The following is a 15,957-nucleotide window of genomic DNA, read 5'->3' as shown; positions in this document are numbered from 1 at the left end:
AATATTCTAGCATATTTCACAAATGAATGATAGTTCTACTGTCACCAAATTCAAAATACCTGTTTTGAAATGAATGATTGGTAATTCACAAAAAAAACGCGAAAATGCCTTTGAAAAACTTTCAAGTGTTTCATAACCATATTTGTAAGCAATATCCTTGTAATTAATACTCTCTAAAAGATGTTCTTTAATATAATTTATTGCATTTTGTAAAAGTTGTATTTGCTCCATATTCTATCCTCTTTGTCATAACTAAGCATCAAATTTTTGCAAATAAAAAAATAGTTCACATTAATGAACTATTCTTTAATCTAGATTGTCATTACTTCTTTTTCTTTTGTTACAGCGATATCATCAATCTTTTTGATTGCTTCATCAGTTGCTTTTTGAATTCTATCCAAGCAATCTTTTTCAAGATCTTCAGTTAATGTTTCATCTTTTTTAGCTGCTTCATTAGCATCACGACGTACATTTCTTACTTGAACTTTTGCTTCTTCTGCAAACTTAGATACTTTTTTACACATTTCTTTTCTTGTTTCTTCTGTAAGTGCTGGTACAGTTAAACGGACTACTGTTCCATCGTTTTGTGGTGCAATTCCTAAATCTGCTTCATTACAAGCTTTTTCAATATTTTTTAAACTTGAAGCATCATAAGGTTTAATAACTAGAGTTCTTCCTTCCACAACAGTAATGCCTGCGATTTGATTTACTGGTGTTGGAGACCCATAGTAGTCAACTTCTACATGATCTAACATTGTTGTATTAGCACGACCAGTACGAATTGTATTTAAACTTTCAGAATAGTGTGCAATTACTTTTTCCATTTTTTCTTTTGCTGTATCTAGTACGATATAAGCCATTATTTTATCTCCTTCTTAATTACTGTTCCAATTTTTTCTTGCATGACTGCTTTCTTAATATTACCACGTTCATTCATATTGAAGACAACCAAATCTACTTTATTGTCCATACACATGCTTGTCGCAGTTGTATCCATTACTTGTAATTCTTGTTGGATTAAATCCATATAAGTCAATTGTTCAAATTTAATTGCTGTTTTATCTAATTTAGGATCTGCACTATAAACACCATCAACACCATTTTTAGCCATTAAAATAACATCTGCTTTAATTTCTGATGCACGAAGTGCTGCTGTTGTATCAGTTGAGAAATATGGATTTCCTGTTCCTCCACCAAAAATAACTACACGACCCTTTTCTAGATGTCGAAGAGCACGACGAACAATGAATGGTTCTGCAACCTTATTCATTTCAATCGCTGTTTGTACTCGTGTAGGAACTCCTGCTTGTTCTAATGCTCCTTGAATTGCTAAAGCATTAATCACAGTAGCTAACATTCCCATATAATCACCTTGTACACGGTCAATGCCAAGATTTGATGCCATTTTACCACGAATGAAGTTTCCTCCACCCACAACAATCGCTAAATCAACACCTTGTTCATGAATTTCTTTTATTTCTTCAGCTAAACTTTTTAGAATCTCTGGATCAAAATTGTTTCCATTGCCTGATAAAGCCTCACCACTTAACTTCAATAATACTCTACGATACATTGAAATAACCGCCTCTCTTTCGCAAAGAAAAGGTTTCACTCATCGCAAATATATGATCAAGTAATACCTTAAATTTCCGTTGTAATTATACCTTACTTTTAGACCCTATGCAAGAAGTCAAGAATGTAAAAAGAACTGAATATTACTTCAGTTCTCTACAATAACTCTTTAATATCTCTTTCAATTGTTAAGAAATCAATTGTTGGTTCATATCTCATAATTACCTCACCATCACGGTTTAGTAAGAATTTAGTGAAATTATATTCAATTTCATCATCGAATAATCCACCTCTTTGTGTCTTTAATAATTCATATAATGGTGCTTGATTTTCACCATTGACCTCAATTTTTTCAAATTGAGGAAACTCAATGTTATATTCCTTTACGCAAAAATCGTGAATTTCAGAATTAGTTCCAGGTGCTTTACCATTTAATTGGTCAGATGGGAAATCCAATATTTCCAATCCTTGGTCATGAAACTTATCATATATTTCTTTCAAATATACGTATTGAGGAGTATGTTGACAATGAGTTGCAGTATTCACAACGAGTAGTACTTTACCTTCATAATCTTTCAAAGATACTTCTTTCCCATCATGACTCTTAACTTTTAAATCATATATTTTCATACTATTTCTCCTTTAATTTTATTATAGTCCTATCTTCTTGTTTGTCACTTGAAGTACTCTTTCAAATAAAAAGTCCTATCTAAATTGATAGGACACTCTGTTATTTATTCAACTTTATACCTAATTCTTTTAATTGTTTCTCATCCACTGAATTTGGTGCTTCACTCATTAAGTCAGAAGCACTTGCAGTTTTAGGGAATGCAACTACATCACGAATGTTATCAGTACCAGATAGAATCATAATAAGACGTTCTAATCCAATCCCTACTCCACCATGAGGAGGTGTACCATATTTAAATGCTTCAATAAACCACCCGAATTTATCTTTTGCTTCCTCTTGTGACATACCAATTGCTTCAAATACTTTCGCTTGTACCTTTTGGTCATGAATACGAATTGATCCACTCAATAATTCATATCCGTTTAATACAAGGTCATAAGCACGTGAATAACAATTTTCTTGATTACTCATTAATTTATCAACATCTTCTAAGTTAGGTGATGTAAATGGATGATGAGCTGCCACATAACGATTTTCTTCTTCATTGTACTCAAACATTGGGAAATTAGTTACCCATAAGAAATTATATAATGATTCATCAATTAAACCTAAATCATGTCCAAGTTTAGTACGCAAAGCACCTAATGCAGTTTGAGCAACTTTCTTTTTATCAGCAATAAATAATAACAAATCATTTTCCGCTAATTCAAATTTACGAATTAATTCCGCTTTTTCATCATCACTTACAACTTTAGCAATTGATCCACTTAACTCTTGATTACTATATTTTAGATAAGATAGCGCTTTTGCACCATATACTTTTGCATAATCTTGTAATTTATCTAAATCTTTACGAGAGAATTTATCGCCCCCATTTTTCAAGCAGATTGCATTAATAATTCCCTTCGCATCGATAATGTTCTTAAAGATTTCAAATGAAGTATTCTTAAACACTTCTGTTACATCATTTAGTTCTAACCCAAAACGAGTATCTGGTTTATCACTACCATAACGACTCATACATTCAACATAAGTTAAACGCTTAAATTCAGGTAAGTTTACTCCTTTTACTTGCGTAAATATTTCACGCATTAAACTTTCAACTACACTCCATACATCTTCTTCATCCACAAAACTCATCTCAATATCAATTTGAGTAAATTCCGGTTGGCGATCTGCACGTAAATCTTCATCACGGAAACAACGTGCGATTTGAAAATATCTTTCCATTCCCCCTACCATCAACAATTGTTTATAGAGTTGAGGTGATTGAGGCAACGCATAAAATTTACCATTGCTAATACGACTTGGCACTAAATAGTCACGTGCTCCCTCAGGAGTACTTTTACATAGAATTGGTGTTTCAATTTCCACAAAGCCTAACTTTGATAGAAAGTTTCTCACTAGTAAACATACCTCATGACGTAGTATTAAATTATTTTTTATTTGATTACGACGAATATCTAAATAACGATATTTTAAACGTGTATCTTCTAAAGCATCTGTTTCATCTGCAACAATGATTGGTGTTGTCTCTGCAGTATTGATAATTTTAATGGATTCAACTTTAATTTCAATTTCACCAGTTGCGAGTTTTGGATTCTTATCTTTTCTTTCAGAAACAATCCCTTCTACTTGAAGTACATATTCATTTCGTACATCTTTTACTGATTCTTCCATTGTTTCATCAAATACAAGTTGTACAATACCTGAGCGATCTCTTAAATCAATGAAGACAAGTGATCCTAGATTTCTTCTTTTTGCTACCCACCCAACAAGGGTTACTTTTTCATTTGCATGACTTAAGCGTAATTCGCCATTTTGATGTGTTCTTTTCATTTCTTATTCTCCTGTACACTCGTGACATGTGCAATCATGTTCTTCATTTAAATAATGATCCAATGTATCTACTATTTCATCTAAACTTACTATTTTTTGATTTTGTGAAGCAATGTGTTTTAATGTAACTTGTTTATTTTTAACTTCATCTTCACCAATAATGATGCACACTTTAGCAGCTTTACGATCCACTGATTTAAATTGACTCTTCATAGAACGTTCGATGAAATTCAAATCTGTAATATAACCTGCTGCTCTACAAATAGACGCTACTTGAAGTGGCATGGTACCAACTTCACCTAAACTCATCACGTATACATCTAAACTTGGTTCTGATTCAAACTCACAGTTTTCTGCCTCTGCCATTAAGAGCAAACGTTCAAGTCCAATTGCAAAACCAACACCTGACATTTCTGGTCCGCCAAAATATTGAACTAAACCATCATAACGTCCACCAGCAAAAATTGTTGATTGACTACCTGCTTCTTCATGCGTTGATACAACCTCAAAAACAGTATGTGTATAATAATCCAATCCTCTTACAAGTCTTTGGTCTACTTCATATGGAATCTCTAAAGCATCTAGCCCAGCACAAACTTGTTCGAAGTATTCTTTTGATTCTTTCGTTAAATAATCTTTCAATTGTGGTACATCTTTCATTGAAGGATGATCTTTATCCACTTTACAATCTAGTAAACGAAGTGGGTTTTGGTCATAGCGACGTTTGCAATCACCGCACAATTCATCAACATGATCCTTAAAATGCTCTCTTAGTGCTTCGCGGTAAGCTTTTCTACTTTCATCATCACCCAATGTATTTAACAAAACTTTGATTGATGATAAGCCGATTGTCTTAACTAAGGTATATCCTAGGGCAATTGTTTCCACATCTGCCATTGGACTTTTAATACCAATGTTCTCTATTCCAAATTGATTGAATTGACGTTGTCTTCCCTTTTGTGGTCTTTCGTAACGAAACATTGGTCCAACATAATAAAACTTTGCAGGCATTTCCATACTACCAAATAATTTATGTTGCACAAAACTACGCACAACTCCGGCAGTTCCCTCTGGTCTTAATGTTAGTGAATCACTACTTATTTGAAATGAATACATTTCTTTGTTCACCATATCAGAACTATCATTTTCTCTTTTAAATACACTTGTATCCTCAAAGATAGGTGTACGTATTTCTTTGTAATCATATAGTGTACAAAGCGTTTGAATTAAATCTTCAACTTGATGCCAACGATTTACCTCACTTGGTAATACATCATAAGTTCCTCTTGCTGTTTGATAACCCATATCTTCTCCTCCTTCTTTTTTGAATATAAAAAGCGCCCTAGTCTAAGGACGCTTAATTACGTGGTACCACCTTAGTTCATGTTTCCATGCACTTCAATCCTTAACGCGGAATACGATATTTCCTACTTTAGTTCAGAAATACTTCTCAAAAGTGTCAATTATTATTCAGTCTATAGAAACTTTCACCAATTGTTTCTTTCTCTACAATAGCCTTTAAATAACCTCTTTATCTTAGAATTTATATTACTATATCATGCAGTATGTCACGATACAAGATTTATTTTGTTGTACATTCAATTCCGATATTTTTGTATGTTTCAGTGATTTTATCAATGTTGAATTTTCCATCAACTTTCATATCATCTGTGAAACCAAATCCAAGTAATGTTTCATCACTCATTTTAGTAATGTCATATTTCACAGTAATTGTTGCACTTGTATCTGTAATTGAGTATTCATAAGAAGCACCATCAATTGCATTGATTTGTTCTTTAGAAGCATCTAAAGCTGTAGTTAATGCAGCAACTGCTTCTGCTTGTCCCTCAGGAATTGTGATTACTGTTACTTGTTCAAGTTTTGTTAATGCACCATCAGTGAATACAAATGTAGAATCCATTGTTGCATCAGTAGATGCTTGGTTACAAGCTAATGTTTGTGTTTTTGATCCGCTTGAGCAACCTGCAAGAACAAGTGCTACTAAAGCAACTGCTAATAATTTTTTCATAAATTTCTCTCCTATAATATTTGTCTTTCCACAGAAATGACACTATTTACCTTTTTTAGGTTTGCAATGACATTTTGTAGATGATCAATATCATCTACTAGTATATTCATTTTTGTCGTTGCGGTCAAATCTTCACTGTTTACGACTGAATTAATACCCATTAAATTGGCTTTACATTGCGATACAACTGTCACAATATCCGTAATTAAGAAATTACGATCATGTGATAAACAAGTTAAATTAGCCTCATATTGTTGTTTTGAGATATTATCATCCCATTCAACCTCAATAAGCCTACTCTTTGTACCTTGGATGTTAGGACAATCTTTACGGTGAACTTTAACTCCTTGTCCCTTTGTTATATAGCCAATGATTTCATCACCATAAACAGGATTACAACAACCCGCCAAAGACATCATCATAGAATCAACACCCGATACCTTTAAGCCAGATTTAGATGTTGTTTTCTTTGGTGTATGTTCTTTGTTCAATAATCTTGATAAAGCATTTGTTTCAAGTACGCTTCGTTTTTGATTCGTCAGTTTCTCAACAACATTTTGTGGGGAAATTGACTTCACTGCTACTGCATACATGAAATCGATATAATTACTTACTTGGAAGTGTTGGAAGATACCTTCAATCTTCTTCTTCTCCATGTATTCTTTATCATCAAAGCCACGTTTTCTTAATTCATCACGAATAATTCCTTCACCAATATCAACTTTTTCTTGGCGTCGTTCCACCTCTTTTCGCATCAAGTAGGATTTAATCTTACTTTTTGCTTGATTGGTTTTAACTACCTTTAACCAGTCTTCACTTGGTCCAGGGAATTGTTTTGAAGTTCGAATTTGAACTACATCCCCTGTTTTTAATACCGTATTCAATGGAACTAATGTTTCATTTACAATTGCTCCCACACAGGCATGTCCCACCTCTGTATGAACCCGATAAGCAAAATCGATTGGAGTAGAACCATTTGGCAAATCAATAACCCGACCATTGGGTGTCATGACATAAACATTGGCTTCAAAGACATCTTTTTGCAGACGATCCATGTATTCAACTGGATTATCATCTTCTTGATCACTTGTTAAATTTGCAAAGTCTTTAAACCAAGTTAACTTTTGTTCGATTTCTTTTTGTTCGCGTTTTGAATCATATTTTGAACCTTCTTTATAACGCCAGTGAGCCGCAACCCCTTGCTCAGCAATGGAATCCATATTTTCAGTACGAATTTGTACTTCAAAGATTCTTCCCTCATCACCCACTATTGTTGTATGCAGTGATTGGTACATGTTCATCTTAGGCATCGCCACATAGTCTTTTAAGCGACCTGGAATTGGACGATATGTTGCATGAATATGACCTAATATTTCATAACAGTTTAATTCTGTCTTCGTTACTATACGAATCGCAAGTAAATCTAGGATTTCTTCAAATCGTTTACCTTTTGTTTTCATTTTTTTATAAATGCTATACAAGTGTTTACTTCGACCGAAGATTCTAAATTCAATTTTGTTCAATGTTAATAATTCCGATATTTCTTGAATCATATGCTTAACTTGTTCATCACGTTCAGCTTTCTTCGCTTCAACAAGGTGGGCAATTTGATAATACATATCACGATCAAGATAAAAGAAACTCAAATCTTCTAATTCATTTTTAATCTCACTAATACCCAAGCGATGGGCAATCGGTGCATATACTTCTAGTGTCTCAGCTGCTATGCGTTTTTGCTTCTCCTCTGGCATGTATTGAAGTGTACGCATATTGTGTAGACGATCGACAAGTTTAATTAAAATAACACGTATATCGCGAGCCATCGCAATAAAGATTTTTCGATGGTTTGCAGCTAAATATTCTTTTTCATCTTTGAATTGAATATTACCAATCTTTGTAACACTTTCAACAAGACCTGTAACTTCTTCATCAAATTGCTTTACTAATTCTTCACGAGGAACATCACAATCTTCAAGTACATCATGAAGCAAACCTGCCGCTATCGTTCTAGGCCCGCAATGAAGTATTGCTAAAATATAACCAACATTCAACGCATGAATAATATAAGGTTCTCCACTTTTACGAAATTGACCTTCATGTTTTTCAGTTGCATAATCAATTGATTTAGAGATAATCTTCAAACTATCTTCATTATGAATATATTCTTTTGAGGCAGTTAGGATATCATCTTTTGTAATTATTTTCGTTGTGTTTGTTGCCATATTTGTTCCTCCTTTCTTGTAAAAAAACCGAAGATTCCTCTTCGATTATTTATTCATAAGACATGACCGTAAAGACATTATAATTACCCAATGCCTTACGACCTTCTAATCCTAATAGTTCAATTAAGAATGCACAACCAACTACTTCTCCACCCATTTCTTCAACAAGTTTAATTGTTGCTTCCACTGTGCCTCCAGTAGCCAATAAATCATCGACAATAAGAACTTTTTGTCCTTTCTTAATCGAATCAGCATGCATATGCAATTCATTTGAACCATATTCTAGATCATATTTATAGCTAATCGTTTTACGAGGAAGTTTACCTGGTTTACGTACAGGTACAAATCCAATTTTCATATTTACCGCAACAGGGCATCCAAAGATAAATCCTCTTGATTCAGGTCCTACAATAATTTCAGCACCACATGTTTCTGCAAATTCTTGAATACGACGAGTAGCTTCAAAAAAAGCTTCTCCATCATTCATTAATGGTGTGATATCACGAAATAGAACTCCTTCAATTGGAAAATCTTGAATCTCTGCAATGTAATTCTTTAAATTCATCGGTGTAGCCTCCTAATTAACAGTACAATTATACACTATTCTATTTACTTATTCTATTGTTTTAACAATTAACGAGCACTTTTTACGTCCTAGAAATTCATTGATTGTAACCTCGGCGTAGACAGTTTTACATTCTTCTACTTTGATACTTGGATCTACATCAAACCAGATTGCCTCAATATTATTTTCAAATTTTATTTTCAGGAATTTTTGTTTAATTAATTGTGTACTAACCACTTTCAAATCATCAACTGCAAAGATAACTTCGGCAAAGCCTTGTCCAAATGGTGCTAAATCTAAGTATTCATGAACAGCTGATAAAGATAGATCATTTGCACTAATAGTGCATGCTTCTTCAAGGATTTCTTGTTGAGGCTCAATATGAGCAAATTTTTCTTTTACTTTGTCTTTGAATTGCTCAAACTTTTCTTTTTTGATTGAACATCCAATGGCACCACTATGCCCACCAAAATTTACAAACTCATCTTCAAAACCAACAGCAAAGAAACTATACAAGTCAAATCCATTCGCTGTTCTTCCACTCCCTTTTATTAGTTCATCTGTTTCACAAAAAACAAGTGATGGTTTCTTATACTTCCCTGCAAGTTTCCCCGCAAGAAGTCCTACTAACCCTTCGTGGAAGCGCTCATCTTGAACAATGATAAAATCATCATCCAAATTCTTTTTCTCAGCTAGTACATTCATTTGAAGTGTCATCTGTTTTCTTTGGTTGTTTAATTCATTCATCTGTAGCGCAAATTGTTTTATTTCATTGGGATTGTTTTGCAAGAAAAACTTCACTACATTGTTTGGATTTGCCATTTCTTGAAGACGTCCTACGGCATTAAGTTTAGGTACAATTTGAAACGCAACGTCTTTTTCAGTAACTTTTGAATTTGTATCCAATAAAGCATCCATATGTGGTACAAGATGCTGATTGATAATATCCAAACCCAAACGAACAATCGTACGGTTTTCACCCCAAAGATTCATGATATCGCCCATTGTTGCAACACATGCTAAAGCAATATGTTTGTGATTTCTACCTACTAATTCATTTGCAACTTGCAGCGTAACTCCCGCCCCAGATAAACCTTTAAAAGGTTCTTCAAATAAATCAGGATGTAAAAGATAAGCACATTCTGGATTTTCTTCAATTTCATGATGATCTAAAATAATCACTTCGATTCCCAATTCTTTTGCAAGTTTCAATGCATCAAATGCCTTAACACCATTATCTACTGTAATAATGATTTGATATCCTTTGTCATATGCAAGTTGCACGATATTGGGATGTAACCCATAACCTTCTTTAAAACGATTGGGTATATAATAGCCATTTTCAATCTCAAGCAAATTTAGTGTATCCACCATGATGGATGTAGCACAAATTCCATCCGCATCATAATCACCACCTACAAATACTTTTTCTTTGTTCTCCTTAGCAAGAAGTAATCTTTGACATACTTCCTTTAAGGCATGCGAAGGATTCTTTGTCAAAGTTGGTTGATGGGTAAGCAATTGATTGATTTGATCATCAGTGCACTTACGAAAAGCAACCACTTTGCTTACCAAAGTGCTAGTATTTAGTCTTTGTTCGATCTCATTTGAATCGACTTCAATTTTCTTATATTTCATCATTCAATACCAATTCTTTAAATACATCCCCACGCTCTTCAAAGTTCTTAAAATAGCCATAACTTGCTGATGCAGGAGATAATAAACAAGACTTTCCTTTTGTTGTAATTTGTTTCGCTAAAGCAACAGCGCTTTGTAAATCTTTTACCCAAATTGCTTCTCTTTCTGTTTTATCTGTCCAAATACCAAACATTCTTTCACCTGAAGCATACATAAAAATAACATGAGGCACTTGTTTTTCTATCAAGAAATCAATTAATTCAACATAATCAATCCCACGATCTAACCCGCCTACTAAAACTGTATCCACATCATGAAGTGAAGTAATTGCTTGGATTGTTGATTGACATATCGTAGAAATTGAATCATCAATATAACGCACACCATGGATAGTTCCAATATTTTCTAGACGATGATGCAAAGTTTTAAATGTTGCAATCGCATCTAAAAAATCTTGATTACTCACATGATAATAATTTGATGCAATGGCATAAACAATTGCCATATTGTAATAATTGTGATGCCCTATTAGTGCTACCTTGTTTGGATCAATTTCAATTGTACCCTTTGGATTCACTAGTTTTGTACCTTCTGCATAAATATCACCAGAGGAATTAATCGATGCAAGAATTGCATGTGAACAGGTTGGCACTAAATTTAAACAATCTTGGTTTATGATTGCAATATCACTATCCTCTTGATGCCTATATACATTGGATTTGGCATGACAATATTTTTCAAAAGTACCATAATGATCTAAATGCTCTTCGAATAAATTCAATAGAACACCAATGTGTGGTGAGTCTTTTGCATATTCAAGTTGATGACATGAAATTTCAAATACAACGATTGAATCTTCATTTAATTCTGGGATGATATTAAAACATGGCACACCGATATTTCCCACTAAAAAAACTGAAGGATGAGTAAGGCTCAATACATGATAAAGTAATGAACTTGTTGTACTCTTTCCCTTAGTACCTGTAATACCAATGACTTGTTTCTTATAATACTTCAAAAACAATTGGGATTGACTAACACATTTATCAAGTGGAAATTTCTTGTCATGAATCACAATACCTGGACTTTTCATAATGATATCAAAATCATTAAAATCCGTGTTATTAGTAAGTTGTGTGACGCAATGCGGTCCATCAAATTCAATTTCATTATCATCTACTATTGTTATAAATAGATTGGGAAGATATTTTCGAATAAAAGAAAATGTTGATTTGCCTTCAAGGCCAAATCCCCAAATCGCAATTTTCTTATTTTCAAATTCTTGAATAATTCCACTCTTAATCATAGAATGCTTCCTCAACTTTTTCTTTTACTAAATTCAATAAGTGATTTGGAATTTGATGTTCATCATTCCATTCACCTTTAATTTCATCAAGTGAAATTAATTCTAGTGTTCCAACTTGATTCAAATACTTTTGATACAAAATACCTAGTGGTTTATTTTGTTTAACACGTTTTTCAATGCCAAGCGAAATAGCTGCAACTACTTCTTCTCTTGTACCTACACACTCAAAAGGTTTATTCTCACTTAATCCACATAATTCCATGAGGATTGGATAGAGTTCTTCATTATTTAGCATATCCTGACCAAAAATAGATACGCAATCTTCATCTTCTAAATAAGCAGCCATAAGTAAATAAACAAATAAACACTTAGCACAATGACAACACCAAATCTCTTGTTTACTTCCTACATTACAACTTTTGAATACCGAATGATATTGCACCGATTTAGAGAAGATTTTAGCGATTTGAAGTTCTGATAAAGGACGTAGTAAACTGAAATATTCAATTTCTGGCACTAAATATTGTTGGCTATATTCATTAAAATCTTTTTCAAACTCATAACTCTTTGAATACTGATGATTTACTGTATCATTTAAGACAGTTGATTCATTAGCACTTGCTTCATTGGATAAACAAATGTATTTCTTTTGATTTAATACTGCAGCAAGCGTCGATGCAAAAGCAACCATTGCAGAAAATGGTGTATGCCCATTTAAATAACCTTTCTTATTCAACTCTAACATTCTTGCATCTAATGAACGGCTTACATAAACCAACTTTTCTTCATATCCAGCAGCAATACTTGCATGAATCGCAGACATTACTTTATTGATAACAAACGCATCATTTTCCTCAAATAATGGTTTTAATATTTCCAAAGAAACAAAAGAATCCTTACCTCCACCAACAGGGATTAATTGTCCCACATACTCTTGTACTAGTATGTCACCTTCAATTTCTTTTCCAACACAATTCAATGTAATAAAATCATCGAAGTTTGGTTGAATTTGATTAATATAAAAGAATTCTCCTAAACCATGAAAATAAAGTTTCTTCCACCATGCAATTTGATTATCATTTAGCTTCCCACATTCAATTATTAAATGAGGGGAGCATGTGATTTTCCAATAACTAATGCATTCAACTAGACCAAGTGAAAAAACAAGTTCTCGTACTATTTTCTTATTACTAAAAACTTGGTTTCCTCTTTTTTTAAATAAGTAAGTTGGATTGAATAATTCCAAGCCTGCTATTTCAAAATCATATGTAATTCTAAATTCACTATCATTCTCTTCAATATGAAAGTCATGATAAATAAAATTAGGATATTGTTGTCTTAATTCAGTATAATTCATAGGCATACCTCTCGTACTATAGTATACCTCATAATGCTTCAAATTTAAAAATAAATACACAAAAAGTAAGTAGTTTATCGCGATTCTAACTCGATTTACTTTAAACCTACTTAGCATGTAGAATGACAAAAAAAACTATATTCATCACGAATATAGTTCTTATTATTTTATGCGTTAATACCTTTGATTGTATATTCTTCAAGTTCTTCTTTTTTGTTATTCTTCTTTTTCTTTGGTTTATCTTTCATGTGTGTACGAATATAGAACCAAATTTGCGGAGCAATAAAGATACTTGATAATGTACCAGCAATAAGTCCAATGAACATTGCAAATGTGAATGTAAAGATAGCATTTGATCCAAGTATTAATAAACAAACAATTGGAAGTATCGTAGTGATTGAACTATAGACTGAACGAACAATCGTATTATCCAATGCTTCATTTACAATTCCACGATAGAAATCAGGTGTTAATTTTGCAGTTTTTGCGTTATTTAAATCTTCACGTACGCGATCAAACACAACGATTGAGTTATTAATTGAGTATCCAATAATCGCAAGAATTACAGAAATAAGCTCAGTGTTAAATTCTAAACGGAAGATAACGAAGACTGCAATAACAATACCTACGTCATGAAGTAAAGCAACAATACAGCTTACAGCATAGTCCCATTTAAATCGTAATGTAATATAAACTAACATCGCTACCCAAGCCAATAAGCTAAGCATAATCGCATTTTTAACTAAATCTCTTCCAACAACTGGAGTAACCACGTTATCACCTGGTTCCTCACCATAGATATCCATGAATGTTGATTTGATTTCATCTAGTTGTTCTGTATTTAGGGCATCTTTGATTGTTGCATAAACTGCATTATCTCCAGATGCTTGGAATTTTACTTTATCATAACCTAAATCTTTAAATGTAGCTTCAACATCAGCCATATTCATTTTTTCAGGTGATGTTACAGTAATCTTTGTCCCACTTGAGAAATCAATTCCTAGATTAAGTGGTCCATTTCCTGATGCTGTATTAATTCCAGCCATAACAACTGCTACTGATAATATTGCACAACTTACAAGAATCATCTTCTTAGCATGCTTTAAGAAATCAATTTTATCAAATGGCCCAAAATAAGTTTGTTTTTCATTCTTAGTTACATCTGGAATCTTACTAACCTTAACTCCAAACCAACCTTTTTTATTATCTAAAACACCTGAATTAACAAGTTGATTCATTAAGAAACGAGATACTGCTACGTTAATAACCAATGTACAAATAACTGTAATCATCAACATGGTTGCGAAACCTTTAACTGCACCATTTCCAAACACATACATGATTAATCCTGCAAGCAATGTAGTAAATTGAGCATCAAAGATTGTCGAGAATGATAAATTTTGACCTTCTTTTACAGCTTTTTGTAAACTTCTACCTTTGTACAATTCATCACGAATACGCTCAAATGTAATGATATTTGCATCTACAGTCATTCCTACTCCAAGAACTAAAGCTGCAATTCCTGGAAGTGTAAATACTGCACCCATTGCACTATAAATCGCAAATACAGCGAAAATATAAACTGTTAACATAATACTTGCGATAACTCCTGGTAGGCGATAAATGAAAATCATGAATGCAAAGACTAAAGCAATACCCACAATACCAGCGAAACTAGTTGATGCTAAAGCTCCTAATCCATAATCAGCACTAACAACATTACTTGAAATTTCAGTCATTTTTACAGGCAATGAACCAGAACTAATTAAATCAGCTAATTCTCTAGCTTCTGCTTCCGTAAAGTTTCCCGAAATGATCGCATCACTATCTAAGCGTTGAGTAACACTTGCAGCACTAATGTATTTAGCTTCTCCACCATTTTGAAGCTTAATTGCTTCTTCTTTGTATGAATCACCATCTTCATAATCCAACCATGTAACAATTAGATTATTACCAGAACCCATAGTAGATACTTTTTCTGTTAAATCACCAAATTTAGTTGTATCAGCAATTTTTAGTGAAACAACAGGTTTTCCATCTTGGAATGCCAGCGTTGCACCACCCTCTTGGATGATAGAAGCATCACCAAGTAGTTCATCATTCACATCTCTAAATGTAAGATTTGCAGTTGCTGAAATCATACGACGTGCTTGATCTTGGTTTTCTACACCCGCAAGTTGTACACGAATACGGTTATCACCTTCAATAATAATTTGAGGTTCACTTACACCTAAAACATTGACACGTTTGCTGACACTTTTAGCAACAGCTGACATATCAGGTAATGTTCCACCTTCTTCTAAAGGACTTACTTCATATAAAATTTCAAAACCACCTTGTAGGTCTAACCCCAAAGTAAGATGCTTTGAAATCCCATTTGAAAAGCCCAAGATAACAGCTGCAATGACTGCAATTGTTACAAAAAATACAACTAAGCGTTTTGTCTTTGTATTTTTATTCATGACTCTTTCCTCCTATTAAATCAGTATAATCTGATAAATTCTTGTTATAACCCTCTATAATTGCCATTTTTGACAAGTATCTTACAATTTTATCTGCCGTTAAAGATAATATATCATTTACAGCATCATGTAAAGACCTTGGGGGATGATGGACCCATTTGTATTGATACAGAACATCTTCTATATTTTTATAAGTTAAATTTGGTAATTCTTCACGTTGAATTTGCTGTAATTTTAATACAATAGCTAATTCTATTTGAGAATTATGGATATCAAAATCTTGCATATTCCCCTCCTTTAACTTCATGCAATCAAAGTCTATTTATATCATTATCT

General features: G+C 33.0%; 14 protein-coding genes and 1 other annotated feature. All 14 genes read right to left on the bottom strand.

The genetic code is table 11. The annotated features are described in order from the left end of the window. Window positions 1-6: 6 nt before the first annotated feature. Window positions 7-231: a helix-turn-helix domain-containing protein gene (locus B5D14_RS12260; protein ID WP_078712235.1), complete on the bottom strand. Its 225-nt coding sequence runs from the start codon at window positions 229-231 to the stop codon at window positions 7-9. An 80-nt stretch (window positions 232-311) separates the two neighbouring features. Next, window positions 312-860, bottom strand: a complete 549-nt coding sequence (frr, locus tag B5D14_RS08675) for a ribosome recycling factor (protein WP_078712234.1) — start codon at window positions 858-860, stop codon at window positions 312-314. After that, window positions 860-1,573, bottom strand: a complete 714-nt coding sequence (pyrH, locus tag B5D14_RS08670) for a UMP kinase (RefSeq protein ID WP_078712233.1) — start codon at window positions 1,571-1,573, stop codon at window positions 860-862. Before pyrH ends, frr begins: the two co-directional genes overlap by 1 nt. Window positions 1,574-1,728: 155 nt before the next feature. Then, window positions 1,729-2,202, bottom strand: coding sequence for a glutathione peroxidase (locus B5D14_RS08665; RefSeq protein ID WP_078712232.1), 474 nt, complete (start codon window positions 2,200-2,202; stop codon window positions 1,729-1,731). A 100-nt stretch (window positions 2,203-2,302) separates the two neighbouring features. After that, window positions 2,303-4,042, bottom strand: coding sequence for an aspartate--tRNA ligase (gene aspS, locus B5D14_RS08660; protein WP_078712231.1), 1,740 nt, complete (start codon window positions 4,040-4,042; stop codon window positions 2,303-2,305). Between the two features lie 3 nt (window positions 4,043-4,045). Then, window positions 4,046-5,347 (bottom strand): histidine--tRNA ligase, encoded by a 1,302-nt coding sequence (hisS, locus tag B5D14_RS08655; RefSeq protein ID WP_078712230.1) that lies wholly within the window; start codon window positions 5,345-5,347, stop codon window positions 4,046-4,048. Between the two features lie 41 nt (window positions 5,348-5,388). After that, window positions 5,389-5,589, bottom strand: a binding site (T-box leader). Between the two features lie 35 nt (window positions 5,590-5,624). Continuing rightward, window positions 5,625-6,071, bottom strand: coding sequence for a DUF1307 domain-containing protein (locus B5D14_RS08650; protein WP_078712229.1), 447 nt, complete (start codon window positions 6,069-6,071; stop codon window positions 5,625-5,627). A gap of 11 nt (window positions 6,072-6,082) precedes the next feature. Beyond that, window positions 6,083-8,293: a RelA/SpoT family protein gene (locus B5D14_RS08645; RefSeq protein ID WP_078712228.1), complete on the bottom strand. Its 2,211-nt coding sequence runs from the start codon at window positions 8,291-8,293 to the stop codon at window positions 6,083-6,085. A gap of 49 nt (window positions 8,294-8,342) precedes the next feature. Beyond that, a complete protein-coding gene (locus B5D14_RS08640; protein ID WP_078712227.1) occupies window positions 8,343-8,858 on the bottom strand; it encodes an adenine phosphoribosyltransferase in 516 nt (171 codons plus the stop codon). A 48-nt stretch (window positions 8,859-8,906) separates the two neighbouring features. After that, the gene (locus B5D14_RS08635) at window positions 8,907-10,496 is read right to left on the bottom strand and encodes a single-stranded-DNA-specific exonuclease RecJ (RefSeq protein WP_159443769.1); all 1,590 of its coding nucleotides are present in this window, start codon (window positions 10,494-10,496) and stop codon (window positions 8,907-8,909) included. After that, on the bottom strand, window positions 10,486-11,802 hold the full coding sequence (murD, locus tag B5D14_RS08630) for a UDP-N-acetylmuramoyl-L-alanine--D-glutamate ligase (RefSeq protein ID WP_078712225.1): 1,317 nt from the start codon (window positions 11,800-11,802) through the stop codon (window positions 10,486-10,488). Before murD ends, B5D14_RS08635 begins: the two co-directional genes overlap by 11 nt. Continuing rightward, window positions 11,795-13,159 (bottom strand): MurL-like N-terminal domain-containing, encoded by a 1,365-nt coding sequence (locus B5D14_RS08625; protein WP_078712224.1) that lies wholly within the window; start codon window positions 13,157-13,159, stop codon window positions 11,795-11,797. Before B5D14_RS08625 ends, murD begins: the two co-directional genes overlap by 8 nt. A gap of 167 nt (window positions 13,160-13,326) precedes the next feature. After that, window positions 13,327-15,621 (bottom strand): protein translocase subunit SecD, encoded by a 2,295-nt coding sequence (gene secD, locus B5D14_RS08620; RefSeq protein ID WP_078712223.1) that lies wholly within the window; start codon window positions 15,619-15,621, stop codon window positions 13,327-13,329. Continuing rightward, on the bottom strand, window positions 15,614-15,907 hold the full coding sequence (locus B5D14_RS08615; protein ID WP_159443768.1) for a post-transcriptional regulator: 294 nt from the start codon (window positions 15,905-15,907) through the stop codon (window positions 15,614-15,616). The genes secD and B5D14_RS08615 overlap by 8 nt, the downstream gene beginning before the upstream one ends. Between the last annotated feature and the right edge of the window lie 50 nt (window positions 15,908-15,957).

The organism is Anaerorhabdus furcosa, assembly GCF_900167375.1.
Lineage (GTDB): Bacteria > Bacillota_I > Bacilli_A > Erysipelotrichales > Erysipelotrichaceae > Anaerorhabdus > Anaerorhabdus furcosa.
The sequence above is the reverse complement of the archived record's forward strand: the minus strand, read 5'-3'. Positions and strand labels throughout refer to the sequence as shown.